Annotated in this window: 16 protein-coding genes; 11 read left to right on the top strand and 5 right to left on the bottom strand. The window is 41.4% G+C overall.

Going from position 1 to position 24,692, the window contains the following annotated elements; translation table 11 throughout:
- The first annotated feature begins 408 nt into the window (after positions 1-408).
- The 11 genes from OC25_RS18915 (at position 409) to OC25_RS18865 (ending at position 17,699) form a co-directional block, all read left to right on the top strand.
- A complete protein-coding gene (locus OC25_RS18915; RefSeq protein WP_039479327.1) occupies positions 409-975 on the top strand; it encodes an RNA polymerase sigma-70 factor in 567 nt (188 codons plus the stop codon).
- An 87-nt stretch (positions 976-1,062) separates the two neighbouring features.
- A complete protein-coding gene (locus OC25_RS18910; protein WP_039479324.1) occupies positions 1,063-2,223 on the top strand; it encodes a FecR family protein in 1,161 nt (386 codons plus the stop codon).
- 206 nt (positions 2,224-2,429) lie between these two features.
- Positions 2,430-5,828, top strand: a complete 3,399-nt coding sequence (locus OC25_RS18905; protein WP_167335411.1) for a TonB-dependent receptor — start codon at positions 2,430-2,432, stop codon at positions 5,826-5,828.
- Between the two features lie 10 nt (positions 5,829-5,838).
- Positions 5,839-7,620, top strand: coding sequence for a RagB/SusD family nutrient uptake outer membrane protein (locus tag OC25_RS18900; RefSeq protein ID WP_039479319.1), 1,782 nt, complete (start codon positions 5,839-5,841; stop codon positions 7,618-7,620).
- Positions 7,621-7,783: 163 nt separating this feature from the next.
- Positions 7,784-8,698: a metallophosphoesterase family protein gene (locus tag OC25_RS18895; protein WP_039479316.1), complete on the top strand. Its 915-nt coding sequence runs from the start codon at positions 7,784-7,786 to the stop codon at positions 8,696-8,698.
- 857 nt (positions 8,699-9,555) lie between these two features.
- Positions 9,556-10,734: an acetyl-CoA C-acyltransferase gene (locus tag OC25_RS18890; protein ID WP_039479313.1), complete on the top strand. Its 1,179-nt coding sequence runs from the start codon at positions 9,556-9,558 to the stop codon at positions 10,732-10,734.
- A 39-nt stretch (positions 10,735-10,773) separates the two neighbouring features.
- Positions 10,774-11,670 (top strand): hypothetical protein, encoded by an 897-nt coding sequence (locus OC25_RS18885; RefSeq protein ID WP_082018651.1) that lies wholly within the window; start codon positions 10,774-10,776, stop codon positions 11,668-11,670.
- Between the two features lie 100 nt (positions 11,671-11,770).
- Positions 11,771-13,432, top strand: a complete 1,662-nt coding sequence (locus tag OC25_RS18880; RefSeq protein WP_039479309.1) for a peptide MFS transporter — start codon at positions 11,771-11,773, stop codon at positions 13,430-13,432.
- A 43-nt stretch (positions 13,433-13,475) separates the two neighbouring features.
- Positions 13,476-15,110 (top strand): peptide MFS transporter, encoded by a 1,635-nt coding sequence (locus tag OC25_RS18875; protein WP_039479308.1) that lies wholly within the window; start codon positions 13,476-13,478, stop codon positions 15,108-15,110.
- 63 nt (positions 15,111-15,173) lie between these two features.
- Entirely contained in the window at positions 15,174-16,655 is a 1,482-nt protein-coding gene (locus OC25_RS18870) for a peptide MFS transporter (RefSeq protein WP_039479306.1), read from the top strand.
- Between the two features lie 309 nt (positions 16,656-16,964).
- On the top strand, positions 16,965-17,699 hold the full coding sequence (locus OC25_RS18865; RefSeq protein ID WP_039479304.1) for a polyprenol monophosphomannose synthase: 735 nt from the start codon (positions 16,965-16,967) through the stop codon (positions 17,697-17,699).
- Between the two features lie 95 nt (positions 17,700-17,794).
- Here OC25_RS18865 and OC25_RS18860 read toward each other — a convergent pair whose 3' ends face one another.
- The 5 genes from OC25_RS18860 to dinB form a co-directional block, all read right to left on the bottom strand.
- A complete protein-coding gene (locus OC25_RS18860) occupies positions 17,795-18,304 on the bottom strand; it encodes a YdeI/OmpD-associated family protein (protein ID WP_039479301.1) in 510 nt (169 codons plus the stop codon).
- Positions 18,305-18,397: 93 nt separating this feature from the next.
- Positions 18,398-19,501 carry a Fic family protein gene (locus OC25_RS18855; RefSeq protein WP_039479299.1) on the bottom strand — a complete coding sequence of 368 codons (1,104 nt, stop codon included), beginning with the start codon at positions 19,499-19,501 and terminating at the stop codon, positions 18,398-18,400.
- Between the two features lie 89 nt (positions 19,502-19,590).
- Positions 19,591-20,169 carry a hypothetical protein gene (locus tag OC25_RS18850; protein WP_039479296.1) on the bottom strand — a complete coding sequence of 193 codons (579 nt, stop codon included), beginning with the start codon at positions 20,167-20,169 and terminating at the stop codon, positions 19,591-19,593.
- 10 nt (positions 20,170-20,179) lie between these two features.
- Positions 20,180-23,197 carry a DNA polymerase III subunit alpha gene (gene dnaE / locus OC25_RS18845; RefSeq protein ID WP_039479294.1) on the bottom strand — a complete coding sequence of 1,006 codons (3,018 nt, stop codon included), beginning with the start codon at positions 23,195-23,197 and terminating at the stop codon, positions 20,180-20,182.
- On the bottom strand, positions 23,197-24,516 hold the full coding sequence (dinB, locus tag OC25_RS18840; RefSeq protein ID WP_039479292.1) for a DNA polymerase IV: 1,320 nt from the start codon (positions 24,514-24,516) through the stop codon (positions 23,197-23,199). Before dinB ends, dnaE begins: the two co-directional genes overlap by 1 nt.
- Positions 24,517-24,692 lie beyond the last annotated feature (176 nt).

Below are 24,692 nucleotides of genomic sequence, written 5' to 3'. Positions count from 1 at the left end.
ATAAAAGCTTTGACGATTTTATCCAACATCAGATCCAAGCCTTTCAGTTATGCCATTTTGCTGTTGTTTTTATCGGCTGGCATGCTTTCGCTGCGCTCAAGTTTGTTACTTTTGGATCAAGCCAAAAGTAAGAGCCATTTCGGTGGCTAACCGAGGCAAGATTGAGCGATGGGAAAAGCAATTAGCAAAAGCATTACGATTAGCTTCGCTGAGCACTTCGTGGTTCCCGTCTGCGCGGGAATGACGATCCCCTCTAGCCGCCACCCTGTTCCGGTTTACCACTTATCCTGCTCAAACTAATTTAGTATTTGTATACAAAAATATTTTTATGCTTAACAAATTGTTAATACGCAGAGAATTGTATATTTAACATCAGAATAGTTTTTTTGCAAGAAATTTAGGACGGTAATGGGTGATTATAATCTGAATACTGATGATGAGCTTTTACTACTCCTGAAGGAGCGTAACCACCGCGCTTATGCAGAAATTTACCAGCGCTACTGGGCTATACTATTCCGCTATGCGCGAAAAATTCTGCAAAACGACGAAGAAGCAAGAGATGTGGTGCAGGATGTATTTGTAATGCTGTGGTCGAAATCTGAAGCACTCGAAATTCATACCTCCTTATCGTGTTTTTTATATGCTGCCGTACGCAACAGTATCCTTAAACTGTTTCAACGCGGAAAAGTAAAAAACAACTACTTAAATTCGCTCGAGAAATTTATCGAAGCCGGCAACAATACCACCGATCATTTGGTGCGCAACCGCGAACTGGCCAAACGGATTGAACTCGAAGTGGGCCAGTTGCCTGCAAAAATGCGCGAGATTTTTGAGTTGAGCCGCAACGCACATTTATCGCACCGTGAAATTGCGCTACGTATGGATATTTCGGATAAAACGGTTAAAAAACAAATGAACAATGCACTAAAAATCCTGCGCTTAAAACTGGGTAGTTTGTTCGTTCTCCTCTTCTGATTTTACAATTTAATTTTTTTTTATTTTTTTCTACGCCCAACACCCGGGCAAATGTTCATAACCATACATCAACCGATACTGTAAGTTATGAACCATAAACGAGCTGAAGCATTACTGGAAAAATACCTGGCCGGAAATTGTACACCTGAGGAAGTGGCTATTGTAGAGTCGTGGTACCTGCAGGTAACCGAAAACCAGGAGGCATTACCTTCCGAGCCGGATTATGCTTCGCTTGGGCATTCGATGTGGGCAACCATACAGGAACGTAACCAGCAGCCCAAAAAAGTAAAAATGCCATGGGGTTGGGCAGCTGCAGCAGTTGTTTTGCTTGCCTTGGGCTTTGGCTTTTACCAGTACCAACATACCTCTAAACCTGGAGTTCAAAATGCCGGACCGTTGGTTCAAAACGATATTAAACCCGGCGGCAATAAAGCCTTCCTTACTTTAGCCAACGGCACCAGAATTGTGCTCGATGATGTGCAGAATGGTAAAATAGCCGAGCAGGAGGGTGTAAGCATTACCAAAACCGCCAAAGGCGAGCTGGTTTACACCGCTAAAAATACTACAAACCAATTGCTTGCAGGCAAACCACAGTTTAATACCATCGAAACGCCAAAGGGTGGCCAATACCAGATCAACCTGCCCGATGGTACTAAAGTCTGGCTTAATGCAGGCTCATCATTAAAATATCCGACAGCATTTGCCAATACCGGTCGCGAGGTACAGCTTGCCGGCGAAGCTTATTTTGAAGTGGCCAAAAAAACTGCCCATGGACAAAGGGTTCCGTTTAATGTAAAAACCGAAACCCAGTTGGTAGAAGTTTTGGGCACCCATTTCAATATCAACAGCTACGATAATGAAGACAATACTAAAACCACACTTGTAGAGGGATCGGTTAGGGTTACACCTGCAGGCGGAGCCGGAAATCTGGCTAAAGTTTTAAAGCCCGGCGAACAGTCGGTGCTAAAAGGCACTTCGGTTAAAGTAAACGCCGTAGATACCGAAGAGGCCCTGGCCTGGAAAGAAGGTCTTTTTATGTTCGATGATGAAGATCTGGAAAGTATTATGCGCAAAGTATCGCGCTGGTACAATGTAGATATAGTATTTAAAGATAAAAGTTTGTTAACCAAAGGTTTTAGCGGTACCGTTTCCAGGTTTGGAAATGTATCTCAGGTGCTGAGCAAGATAGAAGAAACAGGATCTGTTCATTTTAAAATTGAAGAAAGGAGGATTGTAGTAATGAAGTAAACCTAAAAACTGCAATCCAAAAAAAAGTCAGCAATGCTACCAACATTACTGACCCTGAGCCGGCCTAAACCGGCGAATGTTTGGATCAGTTCAATATAAACTATGCGATAGAATAATAGAAACCAAAATCAAACAAACAAATGTATATAAATTCTGCTAATAATTTTTGCAGGTATAGCTCCTGCATGACCAAATTTTTGCGCGTGATGAAACTCTTTATAGTTTTAATGGTAACTGCCCTACTTCAGGCAAGTGCCGCAACAAGCAATGCCCAAAGCCTTTCTTTAGTCAATAAACGCATTACCATTAAGCAGGTTTTCAAAGAAATCAGAAAACAAACCGGCTATAATGTATTGTGGGAAGCCGATAAACTGCAAAGCAGCGAAACCATTAATGCCGTTTTTAAAAATGCCCCTTTAGATGAGGTAATGAAAAAATGCCTGGCTGGCAAACCATTAACCTATACCATTGACGAGAAAACCGTAATTATCAAAGCCACCGAAATTTCGGTATTTGAAAAACTATTAAATCTGTTTAAAAACATCGAGTTGAGTGGTAAAGTGGTTGATGAGAAGGGTGGAGCCATGCCAAACACCTCTATATCGGTTAAAGGAACCAAAATTTTTCATAAGACCGATGAGAACGGAAATTTTAAATTTACCATAGCCGGAGAGAGTGCTGTGCTAGTGGTATCGTACCTGGGCTATAAAACCCAGGAGGTACCGGTAAACAAAAGCGGCAGTTTAACCATTTCGCTGCAACCTGATCTGGCCGATCTGGAAGACGTAGTGGTGGTGGGTTACGGTACGCAGAAACGGGCCAACTTAACCGGTGCGGTTGATGCTATTGGTGCCAAACAGTTAGAAAACAGACCTATTGCTAATGTTGGACAGGGCTTGCAGGGCTTAATCCCGAACTTAAATATTTCTATTGCCAACGGCAGGCCCAATACGGCACCCGAATTTAACATCAGGGGCTTTACCTCCATTAACGGCGGTACACCTTTAATATTGGTAGATAATGTGCCTTTCAGCAGTTCAGATTTATTAACCCTTAATCCGGCCGATATCGAAAGTGTATCGGTATTAAAAGATGCGGCTTCATCGGCTATTTATGGTGCAAGGGCACCGTTCGGGGTTGTTTTAATAGTTACCCGTACAGCCAAAAGCAGTAAATTAAACGTAGGTGTAAACGCTTATACCGCATACCGTACAGTGGGTAAACTGCCGGAAGTAGTTACCGATCCTTATCAGGTATTGAAAGCTAAAAATGAAGCGGCTTTTCCTTTATATAACCCGGCTTACAGTGCTGCGTTGGTAGAAGCAGCCAGGTTACGTTCCTTAGATCCTTCGCTACCAGAGGTAATTACCGACCCGACCGACCCGAATAAATGGTTCTATATCGGATCGACAGATTGGCTTAGAGAAGCCTATAATCAATCGGCACCAACCTACAATGTGGGCGTAACCGTAGCTAAAAAAGCCGATCAGGTAAGCTATTACCTCTCTGCCAATTATTACAAACAGAAAGGAATGATCAAGAATGCCGATGAGAACAACAACATTTATAACTTACGTGGAAAGGTAGATTTGAATGTAACCAAATGGCTTACCCTTTCTAACAACACCATGTTAACCTCTACCTATTACGAGGCGCCTACCTTTATTGATGGAAACTATTTCTGGAATATTAACCGTACAAACGTAACGGATATTCCGCGCAACCCCGATGGCTCGTGGACATCAGCCGGTGCTTCTTTACTAGGGGCAGTACAGGAAGGTGGACGCAAAACCTTAAGCTCGAACACGGTACAAACCACTTTTTCTTTCGATGCTTCGCTGGTTAAAGATATCTGGAGTTTAAAAGGAGATGCAACTTTAAGGCGGGTAAATAACTTAAACAAATCATACGAAATTCCGGTACCCTATAAAACCGGACCTAATTTATCTCCTCCTTTATCTACTTCTACGTCGGCAAGTGATCAGCATGCCAATACCAAATACAATATCATTAACCTGTATACCGAGGCTCACAAAAAGTTAGGTGATCATTTTGTGTCGGGTTTGGTGGGTTACAATCAGGAGGAATTGCGCTACAATAGCTTTACAGCTTCGCGTAAACTGTTAATTTCCAATAGCCTGCCTTCTATCAACCTGGCTACCGGCGACCAGACTGTAACCGAAAGCATTTCTGAATGGGCGGTACAAGGACTTTTTTACCGCGTTAACTATAATTTTAAAGAACGTTACCTGTTAGAGTTAAATGGCCGTTACGATGGTTCATCGCGCTTTGCACCAGGTAGAAGATGGGTTTTTGTGCCTTCCGGATCAGCTGGTTGGGTATTGTCTGATGAAAAGTTTTTTGCGCCTGTAAAAGATTTTTTAGCAATGAATATGCTTAAAATCAGAGGTTCTTATGGGGTATTGGGCAATCAGGCTGCGGTAGGCGAGTACGATTACCTGTCGAAATTAAGCAGCGGTAAAACTTCTCAGATTTTAGGTGGTGCACAGCCAACTTATGTTAGCCCGCCGGCAGCTATTTCGAGTAACTTTACCTGGGAAAAAGTATCATCTGTAAACCTGGGTATCGATGCGGCTTTCTTTAAAAACCGGCTGGAAGTAAATTTTGACCGTTATACCCGTTTTACTAAAAACATGCTGGTACCGGGTAAGCCTTTGCCCGGTGTTTTTGGTACAAAAGAGCCAACAACCAATGCAGCCGATTTAAAAACCAAAGGCTGGGAATTAAAAGTGGGCTGGAAAGATCAGGCTACTTTAGGTGGTTCGCCATTTAGCTATAATGTAGTATTGGCCTTAAGTGATAGCAGGACTTACATTACCCGTTTCGATAATCCGAGTAAGCTGCTGTCGGCTAACTTTTACGAGGGAATGGAAATTGGTGAGATTTGGGGATTAGAAGCCGAAGGTTTTTTTCAGAATGCCGATGAGTTGAAAAACCATGCCAACCAAACTGCGGTAGGTACTGATGACCAACGTTACCAGTATTTTGTAGGCGATATTAAGTTTAAAGACCGCAATAACGATGGTAAAATCGATTTTGGAAACAAAACAGTAGACAATCCGGGAGATTACTATAAACTGGGCAATAACCGGAACCGTCTTCCTTACAGTATCGATTTATCGGGTGCCTGGAAAGGGTTCGATTTACGCGTGTATATTCAAGGGGTTGCTAAAAGAGACTGGTATGCCAGTGGCAGTAACATTTATTTCTGGGGAATTTATGCACAACCCTGGACCAATGTTACGGTGCAAAACTTAGATCACTGGAGCCCTGAAACACCAAATGCTTATTTCCCGAGGATAAAAGCCTATGCTGCCGAAGATACCGGTGAGGAGTTGGGTATTCCGAACACCAGATACCTGCAAGATGCTTCGTACATGCGCGTTAAAAACATCACCCTGGGGTATACCTTACCTAAAAGTTTGTTAAAACGTGCTAAGATCGAAAATGTACACTTTTATGTAAGTGGCGAAAATTTATTCGAACACTCCAACCTGAAAGTGAAACTGGATCCTGAAGGTTTGGATGGCAATATCTATCCATTTCAACGTACTTTCTCATTTGGTATGAACTTTAATTTCTAATCCTAAACAAATGAAAACAAAACATTACATCAACATATTTGTGGTTATCCTTACCCTTGGCTTTTTGGCCGGATGTAAGAAGGATTTTTTAGACCGGATTCCGGAAACCACCATTACCCCGAACGAGTTTTTTAAAACCACAGCCGATTTAGAAACCTACACCAATGGCTTTTATGGCATGTTTGGCGCCGGTACAAACGATCTTTTTTCAGATAATATCTCGGTTTATCTGGGCGGACACGAATTGGATAATATGATCAGGGGCAAAATCACGCCTGCAAACGTGGGCGGCTGGAATTGGGGCAACCTGCGCACCATCAATTACATGCTTAATAACCTAAAAAATGTAACAGGCGATGCAGCTACCATTAAACACTTTGTGGGTATTGCCCGTTTTTACCGAGGGATATTTTATTTTAACATGATTCGCAGATACGGCGATGTACCTTATTATAATACTGTTTTAGGTACCAATGATGAAGCGCAGCTTTACAAAGCCAAAGATCCGCGTACACTGGTAGCCGATTCGGTACTGGCCGATTTAGAATATGCTGCTGCCAACGTACTGCCAACCGGAACCAATACCCGGGTAACCAAATGGGCGGCTTTAACCGTGTTATCGCGTTTTTGCCTGTATGAAGGTACTTTCAGGAAATACCATGATGAGTTGGGTTTGCAAAGCTCGGCCACTAGCTTTTTGCAAAGGGCAGCATCTGCTGCTAAAACGGTAATGACCGATGGTGGTTTCAGTATTTACAATACCGGTAAAAAAGGAGAAGATTACCAGAAACTGTTTACCAGCGAAGATTTAAGTGGCAATAAGGAAATGATCTTTTACGATGATTATAACCGGGCTTTAAACCGCTCGAACGATACACACTATGTGTTCGATTGGCAGTGGTCGTTAAGCAAAAGTTTAATCGATACCTATTTAATGACCGATGGAACGGCTTTTACCTCAACCACAGATTGGGATAAAAAACCTTACGCCGAGATATTTAAAAACCGCGATGCACGGATGGCTGTAACGGTGGCGCCTCCCGGCTTTTCAACTACTTTGGGCGGAGCAGCCAATAAAACAAGGCCAACTTTTGGCGGTTATCCTCAAATTAAATTTTACGCCATCGACCCAACAAGCAAGTCATATACCGAATTTACCGATTTGCCGATATTACGTTATGCCGAAGTATTGTTAAATAATGCCGAAGCAAATGCCGAACTGGGCACTTTAAGTCAGGCAGATTTAGACCAGACCATTAACGTACTGCGTAATCGTGCAGGGGTTGCAGCATTAAATATGGTTACCGCAAATGCTAGTCCTGATAATGTGTTGGCAGCTATGTATCCTGCAGTTAACGGTATTAATAAGGGCGTACTTTTAGAAATCCGACGCGAGCGCAATGTAGAGCTGGCCTGCGAAGGTTTCAGATTTGCCGATTTGTTGCGCTGGAAAGCGGGTAAATTATTAGAAAGACCTACCCAGGGCATGTATGTGGCCAAATTGGGTGCTTATGATGTTACCGGCGATGGGGTAGAAGATGTGGCCATTTTACAGGCTGCTGGTCAGGAAACACCGCTTGATGGTTTGCCTGCATCAGTAAAGGATAAACTGGTAAAATATTATTTAAGCGATAACAGTTTCTATCTGAGTAATGGTACTTCGGGTTTCATTATGTTCCCCGAAAACCAAACCAGCCCAAGATCGTTTATCGAACCGAAGTATTATTATTTCCCGATCCCGATGCAGCAGATTTTGTTAAATCCACAACTTAAACAACCAACTGGTTGGTAATAACCTATTAAGAACCGTCATCTCGACTGAAGCGCAGCGAACGGAGAGATCTATTATTAGATTTCTCCGTTTCGCCGCCGGCGAAAAACCGGCTGGCTTCAGTCGAAATGACGATTTCTTGAGGTTGAAATAGCGATCTCTTTAACACAAAACACAAATGAACATGAAAAGAAGAAGTTTATTAAAAGCACTGCCTTTGGCTACTGCTGCATTAGCCCTGGGCGATTTAAAAGCGGTTGCTTCAACTGCACCTGCCGAAAAAGATAAAAAAAAGAAGCTGGTTTTAACCGTCGCCCATATTACCGATGTGCACATTCGTGAGGGCGATAATGCGCCAGCCAGGTTTGAGAAATGCCTGCAAAAAATTAAGGATTTGAAAGTCGACTTTTTCCTTAACGGAGGCGATAGCATCCATGCTGCCGATTATAATGATATCACTCGCGAAAGAGTGGTAGAGCAATGGGCGATTTGGGATAAATGCATTAAACAGCTTGATGGCTACGAACTGCACAGCTGTATCGGCAATCACGATATCTGGTGGGCAGCCCCTTCAAAAGACGATGAAATGTACGGTAAAGATTATGTAGTAAAAAGGCTTAAAATACCTAACCGCTATTATAGTTTCAGTAAAAATGGCTGGCATTTTATCATTTTAGATGGAAATAATAAAAATACCGCTTTAGATGCCGAGCAATACAAGTGGCTGGAATCCGAATTAGAAAAACTGCCTGCAAATACGCCGGTACTGCTCATGTCGCATTACCCCATCCTTACCGTAACCGGTACCTGGGAAGGTGGCCAGCATGGCGATCATAAAGAATTGAAACAGCTTTTTTATAAGCATAAAGATAAGGTGAAGGTTTGTCTCAGTGGTCACCAGCATCTGCTGGATAGGGCCTGGTACAATGGCGTAGAATATTATTGCAACGGCGCCATGAGTGGTTTTTGGTGGGGTAAAGGCGATAAACGTTCTGCCCAGCCTTATTATTACCAGGAAACACCTCCCGGATATGCCATTTTAAAGTTGTATAGTGATGGTACGCTCGAAAACAAATATATAGTAGAAACAGAAAGTTAAGCTACTGTTGATAAAGTGCCGCCGAAAGGTGGCACTTTGTTTTTTAACCTTTTCTTACATTATCGTCATTGCGAGAAGGCTTTTTCAGCCGACGAAGCAATCTTAATGCGGTCGCTGTAAACCTATAGTTGTAAGATTGCTTCGTCGTTCCTCCTCGCAATGACGAATTTCTTTTGGGATCCGTTATTGATGACAAATCCGAGATGACGTTCCCAAACAAAAAAGGATTATTTCAAGAGAAAAGTTAGCGAAGGAAAACATAAAATGTCCGTTATTAATGCCGTAAGGAACAAACTACTTGCTTTGGCTTTAGCCGTGATCAAAAGAAATAGCCCTTATGAAAAAAACTATACTCTTTCCTTGATTATGCCATAGAAATCCCTAACGCAAAAACCCACCGCCATAGAAACCTCGCAGGTTTTAAATAACATAAACGCCGAATTAAACCTCGCAGGTTTTTAAAACCTGCGAGGTTTCTTCGTACTAAGAACCACAGGCTTTGCCCAAAAAACCTGATAGAACGGAAAGCCCGGAGCGAAGCATGAGTGAGGACTTGGAGGGATAGCAGGACTAAAGACTGCCATGAACACTGGAACACACATTTTCAAAAAAATATTTACTTACCAAAGAAGTCAAGTTTTATATGCATCCTGCCGGTTTAAACTTGACTTCTTTCATCGCAAGTTTTATATGCATCCTACCAGTTTAAACTTGACTTCTTTTCAACGCAATTTTATATATACCCTGCCGGTTTAAACTTAACTTCTTTTATTATTTAAGCCACATTGGTTTTGCAAACCTCTAACGTTTAACTAACTTAGCGGCCTAACCAAAAATTCATAAAAAATTTAGTTTACATGAAAGAAGTTGTAATCGTATCGGCTGTTAGAACGCCTATTGGCAGTTTTGGTGGTGCTTTAGCCCAGTTTTCGGCTACCCAGCTTGGCGGTTTTGCCATTAAAGCGGCTATAGAAAAAGCAGGTTTAAAGCCCGAACAGATTCAGGAAGTGTACATGGGCAACGTTTTATCGGCCAATTTAGGTCAGGCCCCTGCCACGCAGGCTGCCAAGTTTGCCGGCTTGCCCGATTTACCGGCTACCACTATAAATAAGGTATGCGCATCGGGCACCAAAGCCATTATGCTGGCTGCACAAAGCATTGCCAATGGCGATAACGATATTATTGTAGCCGGTGGTATGGAAAGCATGAGCAATGTACCCTACTACCTCGATAAAGCAAGAAATGGCTATCGCTTAGGTCACGGGCAAGTGACTGACGGATTGGTAAAAGATGGCTTGTGGGATGTTTACAACGATTATCACATGGGATCGGCAGCAGAACTTTGCGCTACTGAGTGTAACATTAGCCGCGAAGCACAAGACGATTTTGCCATTAACTCATACAAAAGAGCTCAGGCAGCACAAACTGCAGGAAAATTTGCCGGCGAAATTGTAGCCGTAGAAGTAAAAGACCGCAAGGGCGAGGTTACTTTAATTGATACCGACGACGAGCCTACAGCAGTTAAATTTGATAAAATACCAGCACTAAAGCCCGTTTTTAAAAAAGACGGAACGGTTACGGCCGCAAATGCCTCTACCCTGAATGATGGCGCAGCAGCATTGGTTTTAATGAGTGCCGATAAAGCAAAAGAACTGGGTATAAAACCGCTGGCCAAAATATTAGGCTATGCCGATGCCCAGCAAGCACCAGAGTGGTTTACTACCGCTCCTTCAAAAGCGATTCCGCTGGCTTTGCATAAAGCCAATATTGACATAAAAGCTGTCGATTTTTTCGAAATTAACGAGGCTTTCTCGGTGGTTTCTATTGCCAACAACCAATTGCTCGGTTTAAACGATAGCCAGGTAAACGTAAATGGTGGTGCTGTATCATTAGGTCACCCGCTGGGAGCATCAGGTGCCCGCATTGTGGTTACCCTCCTTTCGGTACTGGCACAAAACGATGGCAAAATTGGCGTAGCCGGAATTTGTAACGGCGGTGGTGGTGCCAGCGCACTGGTAATAGAAAAAATAGCATAAACATACTGATAGCTGTAAAATACCCGTTTAAGCATGATAATGAAGAATCTAAAGTTGCTTTCCCTGCTATTTACTGGCCTGCTGAGCTTTAATGTACAAGCACAACAGGCTCCTAATAAACTGAACGTATTTCAGGATTCGCTGATCAAAATTTCTACAGCTACAGTAAATGCATTAAGCGATAATGAAAAGCTCGAAAGCAATGGCAGGTTTGTTAAGCTATTGGTAGAAGCCTTAAAAACACCCAATTCTTTTGCCTACCCTTTCGATTCGTTAAAAACCGTTTCGGTAATTAAATCTCCCGATCAGGCTTTCAGAACTTTAACCTGGTATGTACAGCTCGAAAATGGCAGCTACCGTTACTATGGTACCATCCAGATGAATACCAAAAATGGGCCGTTAAAACTCTATCCGCTAATCGATCAAACGGAGAACATGAACGATCCGAATGTGGTAACGAACAATCAGAAATGGTTTGGTGCCCGCTATTACGAAATTATACCCGTAACCAGCGGAAACCGCTTACCATATTATGTATTGTTAGGCTGGAAAGGAAACACACAGGCAACCACCAAAAAAGTAATCGAAATCCTTTCCTTTGATAAGGATAATGTAACTTTTGGAGCGCCGGTTTTCGACGGAAAAGAATTGAAAGGGAAAAACAGGGTAATATTCGAATACGCCAAATCGAATGCCATGATGCTTAAAACCGACTTAAAAGCAGGCATGATTGTATTCGACCATCTGGGTTCTTTTGATCCCGAAATAAAAGGAAAACCTGAATTTTACGGATCGGATGGCACTTTTGATGGTTTCAAAATCATTGGCGGCAAATTAAAATTGCAGGAAGAGCTTACACTTAATAACGAGGCCAATTCGAACGATGAGCTTTATGCAGATCCAAAGAAAAATATTAAACCAATCAGGAAGTTTTAATTTTTAACAAAACTTAACAACTTCATTACCATGGCGCTGAGTTAAAAATTTGCCAGAATGGCCTTCACTCGCTATATTGCGCCTTAAAAATGTCCAATAAATGCCCACAACAAACCAAACTAAACATCCCAAGGGGTTAAAATTTCTATTTTTATCCGAAATGTGGGAACGTTTTGGCTATTATTTAATGATTGGCATTTTTACACTCTATTTAAAGGATGTAAAAACAGGCTTCGCCATGACTGAAGCCGAATCGGCCGATTTATACGGCACATTTATAGCCTTAGTATTTTTAACACCATTTTTAGGCGGACTTATTGCCGACCGCTACCTGGGTTATGCCAAATCGATCATTATTGGTGGCCTGATGATGGGTGCCGGCTATTGCCTGATGGGCGTTCACAGCTTACCCATGCTCTACCTGGCCATGACCCTGGTAATTCTGGGCAATGGTTTCTTTAAACCCAATATCTCTACCCTGCTCGGAAACATTTATTCTACCCCCGAATACCAGGCAAAAAAAGACGATGGCTACAATATCTTTTACATGGGTATTAATGTAGGTGCATTTATCTGCAACTTTTTTGGCGCAGCCCTTTATATTATGCTGGGTTGGGAATATGCTTTCTTTGCTGCCGGTGTAGGTATGTTTATCGGTGTGGTAGTATTCATCAGCGGGCTTAAACACTACCGGGCATTCGATATTAAGAAAGGTATGGCCGAAGGCGATATGTCTTTTCTTAAAATCTGCCTGCTTATTTTACTGCCATCTATTATTGCTGGTGTAATTGGCTGGGTGCTGCCTAGCAAACTCATCGGTCATCCGTTGGTAGGTTCTACCAGTACCGATGCATTTATATTTGCCTGTTTCCCTGTAATCTACTTTTACAGCACTTTATTTTTCAAGGCCAGCAAGGAAGAAAAACGGCCTATTGCAGCATTGTTGACCATATTTGTGGTGGTAATTTTATTCTGGGCTGTTTTTAAACAAAATGGCACTGCATTAACCACCTGGGCCGACCGCTATACCGATCGGAGCTTAACCAACACCACAGCTAAAAATGCCTTTTCGAACTTAAGCCTGTCTCAAAATTTAACTTACCAAAAAGATAGCGTAGCCCTTTACGACCATGCTTTTCGCCTGCAGAAAGTGGATGGCGTTGTTCAGAAAGAATACAATTACCCAACTTATTTTAAAAATGTACCTGCAGCCGAATTGCCACAAGATGGCGGCGGTGTAGAACTCTGGGCTACCAATTTAAGTCAATCTATCAATCCGGCATGGGTAATTTTGCTTACGCCCCTGGTTGTAGCTTTCTTTACCTGGCTTCGCCGTAACGGAAAAGAACCCAGTACCGCCAGTAAAATTATTTTCGGAATTTTTATATCGGCACTTTCTGTATTGGTAATGGTTACCGCTGTATATGTAGGTAAAAACGGAGCCGAAAAAGTATCGGTACTCTGGCTCATGGGCACCTATGGAATTATTACCATTGGCGAATTGTTCTTAAGTCCTATGGGATTATCGCTCGTATCTAAACTAAGCCCTGTTAGAATTACTTCGCTTATGATGGGCGGCTGGTTTGTTTCTACCTCAATTGGCAATAAACTTTCGGGTGTACTGGCCACCTTGTGGGATACCTACGAAGACAAAGCCAATTTCTTTTGGGTAAATTTTTCGCTGCTGATGGGTTCTGCCATCATCGGTTTAATGCTGCTCAAATGGCTCAACAACATCATGAAAGCATACGGAATTAAATAAAAATATTGATTACATAAACAACTAAAACAAACTGAAACTGAATATGACATCAACACCAAATCAATCTACTGGCCATCCGAAAGGGTTATATGTGCTATTTGCCACAGAGATGTGGGAGCGTTTTAACTACTATGGTATGCGGGCAATCCTGGTTCTATTTATGACCAAAGCCCTGCTTTTTGATAAAGCTTTTGCCTCTAACCTGTATGGCAGTTACACCGGATTGGTTTATTTAACACCACTAATTGGCGGTTACATTGCCGACCGTTACTGGGGAAATAAAAAATCGATTATTACGGGTGGCTTAATGATGGCCCTGGGCGAATTTATCCTTTTCTTTTGCGCAACTTTATACCATACTAACGAACAACTGTCAACCTTCCTGTTTTTTACAGGTTTAGGATTTATGATCGCCGGAAACGGATTCTTTAAACCCAATATCTCTTCATTAGTAGGTCAGTTATACCCGAAAGGCGATAAAAGAAGCGATGCTGCTTATACCATTTTTTACATGGGTATTAACGTAGGTGGCGCCTTAGGACCAATAGTATGTGGCTTTTTAGGCGATACAGGCAATCCGCTTGATTTTAAATGGGCATTTTTTGCAGGTGGTATAGCCATGCTGCTGGGTGTTTTGGTACAGATTTTATTTCAGAAAAAATATGTGGTAGCGCCAGATGGCAAAGAATTAGGCCAGGTACCTGCCGGCACGCCTAAAGCGGCCTTAAACCCTTTGGTTATTGGTTTCGGATTAGCAGCCTTTTCGGCCTTAATGATTGGCTTATTTTATGTTGATGCCAAAGTATTCAGCTTCTTAACCTATTTATTGATAGCTTCGGTATTGTTTATCGCTTTTATCATCTTCTCTGACAGTACATTAAGCAAAATTGAAAAACAACGTATTGGCGTAATCTTTATCGTTGCCTTCTTCGTTATCTTTTTCTGGAGTGCCTTCGAGCAGGCAGGCGCATCGTTAACCTTCTTCGCTGCAGAGCAAACCCAGAGAGATTTAGGCTTTTTAACGGTACCAGCTAGTATTTTTGCTTCGTTAAACTCAATTTTCGTAGTAGCGTTTGCACCTATATTTGCCTGGTTATGGATTAAACTGGGTAAAAAAGAACCTTCCTCGCCAACTAAAATGGCCATCGGTTTATTGTTACTGGCTTTAGGTTACTTCTGGATTGCTTTTGGTGTTAAAGATGTGTCTTCATCAACCAAAGTAAGTATGATGTGGTTAATTGGTATGTATGCTTTGCACACCTGCGGCGAACTTTGCTTATCTCCTATTGGTTTATCGTTGGTAAATAAGCTGGCTCCATTAAAATTCGGCTCGTTATTAATGGCTGTTTGGTTTTTGGCTAACGCTGCAGCAAACAAATTTGCAGGTATTTTAAGTAGTTTATACCCTCCGGGAACTGCTGAAATTAAACAAGCAGCCGATGCGGGAATTAACCTTCAACCTATTTTATCTAAAACAGTTAGCCCTACAGCTGCAGAACTGGCTAAACTTAAAGATTTAAAAATCCCTTTCGAATATCAATCTATTTTAGGCATCCAGATCAACTCGTTATACGAATTTTTCATGATGTTTGTGGTGATGGCCGGAATTGCATCTTTGATCTTATTCGCGATTACTAAAAAACTACAAAAAATGATGCACCAGGATATACTGGATTAATGCATACCAAATAATTAAAAAAGCCCGGTTCCTGATCGGGCTTTTCATTTTTAAACCAATTTCATGGAAAAAACAATTTCAATAGAAGATATCCAAAACTTTGAGGGTAAATACCCTAAACAACTTTGGCACCTGTCGCTGGTAGAAATGTGGGAACGTTTTTGTTTTTACGGCATGCGGGGCGTTCTGGCCTTTTTTATGGTCGACCAGCTTGGGCTTAGCGACCAGAAATCGAACTTGCAATACGGTGCTATCCAGGCTTTTGTATACGCATTTACTTTTATCGGCGGTATTTTTGCCGACCGTATTTTGGGCTTCCGCAAATCACTTTTCTGGGGTGGTTCTTTAATGATTATCGGGAACCTGATCCTCGCTTTTTCGCCTCAGGACTTGTTTTATGTGGGCATTACCCTATCAATTATTGGTACAGGTTTCTTTAAACCCAATATCTCATCAATGGTAGGCGAACTTTACCATGAGCAAGATAACCGACGCGATGCCGGCTATGGCTTATTTTACGCAGGTATTAACATAGGCGGACTATTGGGTGGTGCCATGTGTATTTATTTGGGTAAATATTACAACTGGCACCTGTGCTTTTTATCAGCGGCGCTTGTAATGGCGTTTGGTTTAGGTACATTTATTTTTACCAAAAAACATTTGGGGCCGATTGGTATTTCGCCTTTACTGCACCTTAAAAAAGCGAAACAAAGAGTAGCCGAAATTTCTGTATATGTAGGCTCTATTCTCTGCATCCCCTTAATTTACATCATGGTAAAAAACACCGTTTTTGCCGATTACTTTATGTACACCATTGGGGTAATTGCCATGATTTACTTTTTGTACGAAACCTTTAAAATAAAAGATAAAAAGGCGCAGTATAAATTACTTGCAGCATTTGTATTTATCTTCTGTTATTTCATTTTTATGGCCATTTCTGAGCAAAGTGGTGGTTCATTATCGTTGTTTGCTAAAGATAACCTCGACCATAAAATCCTCTTTTTTAACATCGATCCTAATGTGGTAAACAATAGCGCAAACTCTTTCTTTGTGGTTGTATTTAGTCCAATAGTGGGTATTTTGTGGTTGGGTTTATATAAACGCAAAATTGAGCCTAACACGGTAGTTAAATTCGGTATTGGTTTTCTTTTACTTGCGCTGAGTTTTTATGCATTTTATGCTACCCGTTTCTTCGCCAACGCACAGGGCATTAGCTCATTAAATGTATTTACCTTTGCTTATTTACTGTTAACACTGGGCGAACTTTGCCTGGGGCCTATCGGGATGTCGATTATTACCAAACTTTCGCCTAAAAGAATGTTCGGGATGATGATGGGACTCTGGTTCTTATCGAGTGCTTTTGGGCAACTGGCCGCAGGAAAGTTGGGTGCAGAAATGTCGAGCATCGAAAATGCTTCGCTTACATCCAAATTAATGGCATATACCGAAGGTTACAAAGCCCTGGCGCTGTATTCGTTAATAGCCGGTGTGGCTTTAATCCTGTTTTCTCAGCTGGTTAAAAGGCTAATGCAGGAAGTGAGATAATTGCCTAATATTAACCATATAAGGCATGTAAGATTCATATAAGTTTTAAACCTTAAATGTTCTTATATGTCTTAGGTGGTAAAAATAATTGCTTAATACCAAGCATATAAGCCATGAAAGCTCATACCAGTTTTAAATTTTAAGTGTCCTTATATGTTTTAAATGGTAAAATGTTGTTGATTTAAAGCTTCCACAATTCAATGAAAAATCGTGGCGAATTCATATTAAATCTTTACTTTCGCAGTTTAAAAGCAATTATTACGCATAATACAAAGGCCAAAAGCTTCCATTCATAAAAAAATAACGAACGTGCCAGATAGTTTAGTCATCATACCAACCTACAACGAGAAGGAAAACATCGAAAAGATTATCCGCAAGGTATTTTCTTTAACACAACCTTTTCATGTTTTAATTATTGATGACGGTTCTCCCGACGGAACTGCTGACATTGTAAAATCGTTGCAGGACGAATACCAGGGGCATTTATTTATCGAAGAACGTTCGGGCAAACAAGGCCTGGGCACTGCATACATCTATGGTTTTAACTGGGCACTGCAAAAAAATTACGACTACATTTTTGAAATGGATGCCGACTTTTCGCACAATCCGGATGATTTGGCCCGCCTGCGCGAAGCTTGTGTAAACGGCGCTGATGTAGCCATTGGCTCACGGTATGTTAAAGGGGTAAATGTGGTAAACTGGCCAATGGGCAGGGTTTTAATGTCGTACTTTGCTTCCATGTATGTTCGTTTTATCACCCGCATCAACATTCAGGATGCTACAGCTGGTTTTAAATGCTACCGCAAAATTGTATTGGAAACCATCCCGCTAAACAAAATTAAGTTTGTGGGTTATGCGTTTCAGATTGAAATGAAATTTACGGCAATTAAATTCGGGTTTAAAGTGGTTGAGGTACCCATTATCTTTACCGACCGCACCGAAGGAACTTCAAAAATGAGCACGCGCATTTTCAGGGAGGCTTTTTTAGGGGTTATCCAAATGAAGGTAAACAGCTGGTTCAGGAATTATAGTAGAAAGTCCTAAGTCTGGAGTCAATAGTTTATAGCCCATAATTCGTGGATGGCGTCATCTGGTATCCGGCCATGAACCATCAACTATTGACCATTAACGTCAATCACTCAGGACTTCCCTTGCGATTCACGAATCATTGTCCCGAAGTCCTGCCCTTTATCCATCGCTTTAACGGTCATAACTAGTCTTTTGGTTCGGGTGGGTTCTGTTTTGGCCTGATTGATCCAGTTGATGTAATAGTTTTGGTGCGATTTGGGTTGTTTTAAGAAATTCTGCATCAGGCGTTCCTCTTCTGACAAGCATATTTCGAGATCTTCGGGCATTTCAATTTTAAAGTCTTTATCTTCTGTTAAAAACAATTCGATTGCGGCACCGGCTTCTTTTCTGAGTTTTTTACGTAAAGGACCATTTAAGGCAATAATGAAATCTCCTTCTCCCATGGGTATGGTGGCCAGCCCTGAAACCTCGAGCTCATCTATTTTGCCTTTAACCCTGAAACTCTTTTTACAGCCGGCTTTAATTTCGTTAGCTAAAGCTTCGGGAATAAATACGTAGCTCCAGCCGGTTTTTTCGCCCATGGTTTCGAAACGTTCTATTTCTGCTTTGAAGTGGATCATGGTTTAAATATAGAAATTATGTTGAAGAACTGTTAAACGATGCAATCGTTGGGCTATTCTTGCACGCGTTTGAAACGCGCGCAAGCAGGATTATTAATCTTTGATTTTATAATGCACACTCCTACCGCTGCCAAAAGCCATTAAAACACCTAAATTCTCCAACTCTTTCAAATCTCTTGTGGCAGTAGCTTTTGAAGTTTTAGTGATTGAAATATATTTTTTAGCGGTCATCCCTCCTTCAAAACCATCAATTCCGAAACTGTACATCTTTTGTAGAACCTTCTTTTGCCTATCATTAAATTTTTCTCTGAATAGGTCAAAAACTTTTATTTTACGAAGTGTAAAATCGATCGTTTGTTTGGCTTCCAATTGTGCCTGAAGTGCAATAGCCACAAAATATTTGAGCCACTCAGAAATTTCATTGCTTCTTTGCGCGTTTTTTAAAGCCTGATAATAAGCAGACCTATTACTTTCGATTGCTTTAGATAAGCTGAGCATTACTGGCCGGCCTAATGTCTGCGAAATAGTTTTTTCTGCAATTGCCCTCCCAATACGACCATTTCCGTCTTCGAAGGGATGGATTGTTTCAAAATACAGATGAGCAATACCAGCCCTTATTACGGGATCTTTAATTTCTTTAGTACCCTGTGGTTTGGTTGCATTAAACCAGGTGATAAAAGCTTCCATTTCACCAATAACACGATGTGAGGGTGGTGCTTCAAAATGGATTTCTTCATTACCTACTCCTCCAGATACGACCTGCATCGGATCATCGCCTTTTCTCCAGGCACCCATGTTTATATATTTATTCCCTGTGAATAAAAGCTTATGCCAATGCCATAAGGTATCTTTAGTTAATTCATCTAAAAAGGTATTTCTCACATCAATCATTAAATCAGCTATTCCAGAAGCACGTTGATCTTTTACAACATCAGGTGTTTTATTAAGTCCAAGGTTATTTTTAATGGATGACATCACATCTCTTCTACTTAAAAATTCCCCTTCTATTTCTGATGTTTTTATGGCTTCAGACAAAATCATTTCAAGTAATGTTTCTTGCCTTATATCATCAGGTAACGATTTTAACAAAGCATTAACCTCACCGGTTTGCTGAGCAAAATGATAGAGATCATGCTCAATATCTTTTGTGGAAAAAGTAAAGTTTGGCCAGGTTTTTAACTCCCAATTATACTGCATGAGCCGAATATACAATTTAATCGGCTCAAAAACAAGCATATTTATGAGCCGATTAGTAGATTTAATCGGCTCATGATTTTAAATTAATACTAATCGAATAGGGAATATTGGGAATCAATTAATGAATTTTCTAAAAATTTAAAGGTTTTAATTACTTCGAACTGGCCAGCGTTTTTACTGAACCTCCGTATGGCAACGGTATCGCAATTAAACTTTAAAGTTACAGGGCCAAATAAATTTTGGGCCAGGTCAATTTGAGTTGAGCTTAATTTACGGCCGATAGAGATATGTGCTTCGCCACCACTTTTAGTGCAGCGTGTTTTCAACCTTTTTTGGAAATCATCTAAAAGATTCTTTAAATAAGTTTTGGAAGATTCATCTGGAATTACAAAAATGGTGCGGCTTTTTTTTGAGGAGATCAACCTATTAAAAATCACTTTCTGCTGCTTTTGTGAATTGCAAAACATTTCGATCTTCTTTTCGATAATTATTAATTCTTTTTGACTAGCTAAAAATTTAATAATGGTAACATGAGCAACTGAATCTCTGCTTGCATATTTCCTGATTTTGGTTGTTAATTTAGCTTTTAAAGCCGCAACTTTATCAATAATTTCTATGGAAGGATGAAGAACCAGTGAATACTCTTTCCTAATTTTAGCACTGTTCATATCACTTGTTTTAATTAATCGCTACCGGGTTCAACTGAATGTCCAATTTGGCAAATTTCAATACCTCAATACTCTGAAAGCCAAAATCTTCGACCACCTTACCTAAAATCAGATAGCAGCCCTTGCCTTTAAAAGGATAAACAGGCGTAGTATTGGGAAAATGGGTCGTGTCGAAAAAATCGCCATTGGCATCTAAAAATGTACCAAACCACATTTTGGTATTTTTAATGGTATGCACTGTTTTTTCGCATACGTAATTACCTACCATCCTGATGGTTTTACCTAAATGTTTATGCAGATCGGCCGCCATTACATCGCCACGGTAACTGGTTTTCAGAAAATCGAACATTTTATGATTAAGTGGATACCCCAGCAGCTCCAGTTCGGTATAAGCATTTTCGAGCTCTGAATCTGCCAGTTCTGGCAATTGGTAAGTTTTATAACTGAGTTTAAAAAGTTCGGCAGCATTTACTTTCTTTTGTTTAAAGCCGAGGTAATTGTGCACATCCCAAAGCAGCGTTTTGCGGTCTTTACCGGTAAAGCGCAGACAGCCCAGGCGAATTAAAATAATGACCTGCTCTAAAGAAATATTGGTCCGTTTTACAAAATCTTCCAGATCGAGGTACGGCCCATTGGCCTTGCGTTCGGCGGGGATAATTTTTATATTTTTTTCTTCCAGGCCCTGCACCCCGATAAACCCCAGATAAGCATCTTCGCCCCGTATGTTCACCACTTCATCGCTGTGGTTTACACAGGGTAAATGCACCCGGGCACCGGTTTTCTGCAGTTCGTTAACATATACCCAGCGACTGTAAAAACCGCCGTAATTGTTGAGCACGGCCACCATAAACTCCATGGGATAATAGGTTTTAAGGTACAGGCTCTGGTAGCTCTCTACGGCGAAGGAAGCCGAATGAGCTTTTGAAAAGCTGTAACCGGCAAAGGATGAAATCTGCCGCCAAACCTCAGTAATCAGTTCTTCTGAGTGGCCTTCTTTTCGTGCTGAAGCGAAAAACTTATTCACCAACTCATCAAAAGCCAGTTTAGACCGATATTTACCGCTCATGGCTTTACGGAGTACATCGGCATCGGCCAGATCGAGTCCAGCAAAGTAATGGCATACCTTAATCACATCTTCCTGATACACCATTACGCCATAGGTTTCGCTCAAACGCTCCTTCATTACCTCGCAGAGGTAAACAACCTTATCAGGCGCATGGTAACGCTCGATGTACGATTTCATCATCCCCGAACTGGCCACCCCGGGGCGGATAATGGAACTGGCAGCAACCAGGGTGAGGTAATTATCGCATTTCAGTTTTTTAAGCAGCTGCCGCATAGCAGGCGATTCGATATAGAAACAGCCTATAGGTTGACCTTCCTTTAAAATCCTGTTCAATTCTGCGTCATGCTTAAAAACGGGAAAATTGTGTATATCAATTGGTTTCCCTTTGTTCTTTTGAATCAGTTGTACCGCTTCGCGGATGTGGCCAATCCCCCTTTGGCTCAAAATATCGAATTTTTCGTACCCGATTGCTTCGGCTTCGTACATATCCCACTGTACGGTAGGGAAACCTTTTGGTGGCATATCCAGTGCGGTATAATAAGTAATGGGCTCTTCTGAAATCAAAATGCCCCCGGCATGGATAGAACGCTGATTGGGCATACTCTTCATGTAATGGTGCACGGCAAGCAGCCTTTGGTAAGTGCTGTTTTTCTGGTTTTCCTTTTCTTTGGTTGGGTCGGTAAAACTGTCGATTTCTTCTTTGGGCAAGCCCATTACCTTACCTATTTCGCGGATAATGGCACGGTCTTTAAAAGTGCTCATGGTGCCCAGGAAAGCGACATGCCATTTGGGGTAACGGTTAAAAATATAGCGCTGGATGGTTTCGCGTTCATCCCAGGAAAAATCGATATCAAAATCAGGCGGACTGGTTCGTTTCTCATGCAAAAACCTTTCAAAGTATAAATCCAGATCGATGGGATCTACATCGGTAATGCGCAGGCAGTAAGCCACAATGCTATTAGCCCCCGAACCACGGCCAACATGGTAAAAGCCACAATAGTTCATGGCATAACGTACAATATCAAAAGTGATGAGGAAATAGGCACAGAAGTTCTTAAGTTCAATGATTCGCAGCTCTTTTTCTAAACGCGCCATAGCTTCCTTATTATTTTCGCCATAACGGTATTTAAGTCCTACTGTCGCCAACCTTCGCAGCATTTTTTTATCACCTTCCAAACCTGTTTTGGTATAGTAAAACCTATTTTTAGATGAAGGCACAGGGGTATTTTCAAAATATATACTCAAATCGCAGCTATCCAACAATTGTTGTGTGTTTTGAACAATGAAGGGATATTGCTCAAACTGCCGGGTAAGCTGGGCTTCCGGAATCAGGAATTCATCGGGTTCGCATTTCTGCTCATCGGGTACTTTACTGAGCAATGTATTCAGCTCAATAGCCCTAAAATATTCATGCAGGCGATAGGTAATCTTATTGCTTACAGTAACGGGGTGCCAGACCAGTAGTTTTTCTTTTTGCTTTAAAAGGGGATGTTTGTACAACAAATTAAGCTGTTTACCCCGGATGCCAACAAACTCATTTTCTTTGAGCTCGCGGTTAAAAGATTTATGAAAAGGATAAATGAGGTATACATTTTCCATTTCGGGCGGGTTTTCGGGCAGGGCAATATTGTTGATGTTATGGTAGCTTAAAAACTCATTCAACTCGCGCATACCTTCCCTATTGCGGGCAATACCTACATATAGCACCCTGTTACCATTTCTGAACTCAATGCCGGCTACAGGCTTAATCCGGTAGGGAATATTGCCTTTGTGTATATCATCGGCCGTTTTGGCGATGCCCTGTTTGTAACACTCGCGGATAAACTCTACAGCTCCGGTTGAATTATTGATATCGGTAAGCACCATCTGGTGGATACCCAAACTCCGCGCAGTGGCAATGAGTTGCCCGATACTTTCCGTACCATATTTTAGGCTATAAGCAGAATGGACATTTAAAAACATCAGTCGTAAGATTTAGTTCCAATTGTTCCTTTTTCGCTCATAAAACTCCTGATTTTTGACCGTTTCCTTACTTCGGGTTCTTTTTCTTCTTCACCATTGGTATTTTCGATCAACACTTTCTTTTTGCGGGGATTATATTTGATCACTTTCCCTTTTTCATCGCGGGGTGGCTGGGTAACAATACAGGCTTTTACCACAGCCTCTGCCCCATAACTGTTTCTTACCTTATCCATAGCCTGATACAGGCTATATTCTTCTTCGGCAATGTTATATAAGCCCATCTGTTCATAACCGCTTACCAAATGCGACAACTTTACGCCCACTAAACGCAACAACATTCTTTTGGCATAAACTTTTTCGAAAAGACTATGGGCTTTACTGATCAGGAAAGAATCGAGTGAGGTGTAAGGAATCCGTTCCTGCTGGGTAACCGTTTCGAAATTGGTATAACGTACGGTTACGGTAATGCAGGCCGTTAATTTTTTCTGGTTGCGCAGCTGAAAGGTTAAGCCGGTTACCATGCCAGTGATAATGGCCTTTAATTTGGCCATATCCATGGTATCGCTTTCGAAGGTAGCCTGTGTACCGATTGATTTTCTTTCGCGGTAAGGTACTACAGGAGCCAGATCGATACCATTTGCCTTTTGCCACAAACTTAATCCGTGTTGCCCAAGTATTTTAAACATGAGCTGTTGCGGAATTTGTGTAAGGGTAAGAATTTGCCGCACGCCCATTTCACTCAGTTTTTTATAGGTGGCATGGCCTATACCCGGAATTTTATGAATAGCCAGCGGATCGAGGAAGGGCCGCAGTTCAGGAAAAGTAACCTGCCGCTCGCCAGCCGGTTTGGATTCGTTAGTGGCAATTTTAGCCACCGTTTTATTGATAGATAAACCAAAGGAAATGGGCAGACTCATTTCTTTAATAATGGTTTGTCTGAGTTCGGAAGCAAATTTCATACAGCCAAAAAAGCGGTCCATACCCGTCATATCGATATAATGCTCATCGATACTGGCTTTTTCAAAAAGCGGAACTTTATCGGCAATGATTTCGGTAATCTCGTGCGAGGCCTGCGAGTACTCTTCCATATCGCCCCTTAAAAAAATGGCCTGCGGACAAAGGAGTTTCGCCGTTCGGCCGGGCATTGCCGAGTGGACACCGTATTTCCGGGCTTCATAACTGCACGAAGCTACTACGCCCCTATCGCCGCCACCGCCAATAATGACGGGTTTGCCTAATAGTTTGGGATTTTTTCTGATTTCTACCGACACAAAAAATGCATCTTGATCCATATGAATAATCTGCCTTTCTTTTTCCATTACTGTCAATTGGGATGATTGAAATCAAAATTACTAATATTTTTAGTTTTAATAAAAATAAAACGTGATTTGTTTTAAACAAAATACTAACAATTTTAGCTAAGAATGGTCTGTGGAGACACAGACCATGGGAAATCATGAAATAACACCTGGTGATATGCAGAATCAGCTGGGCA

Origin of the sequence: Pedobacter kyungheensis, assembly GCF_000812965.1 — a bacterium.
GTDB classification, from domain to species: Bacteria; Bacteroidota; Bacteroidia; order Sphingobacteriales; family Sphingobacteriaceae; genus Pedobacter; species Pedobacter kyungheensis.
This window is presented reverse-complemented; position numbering and strand designations above follow the sequence as displayed.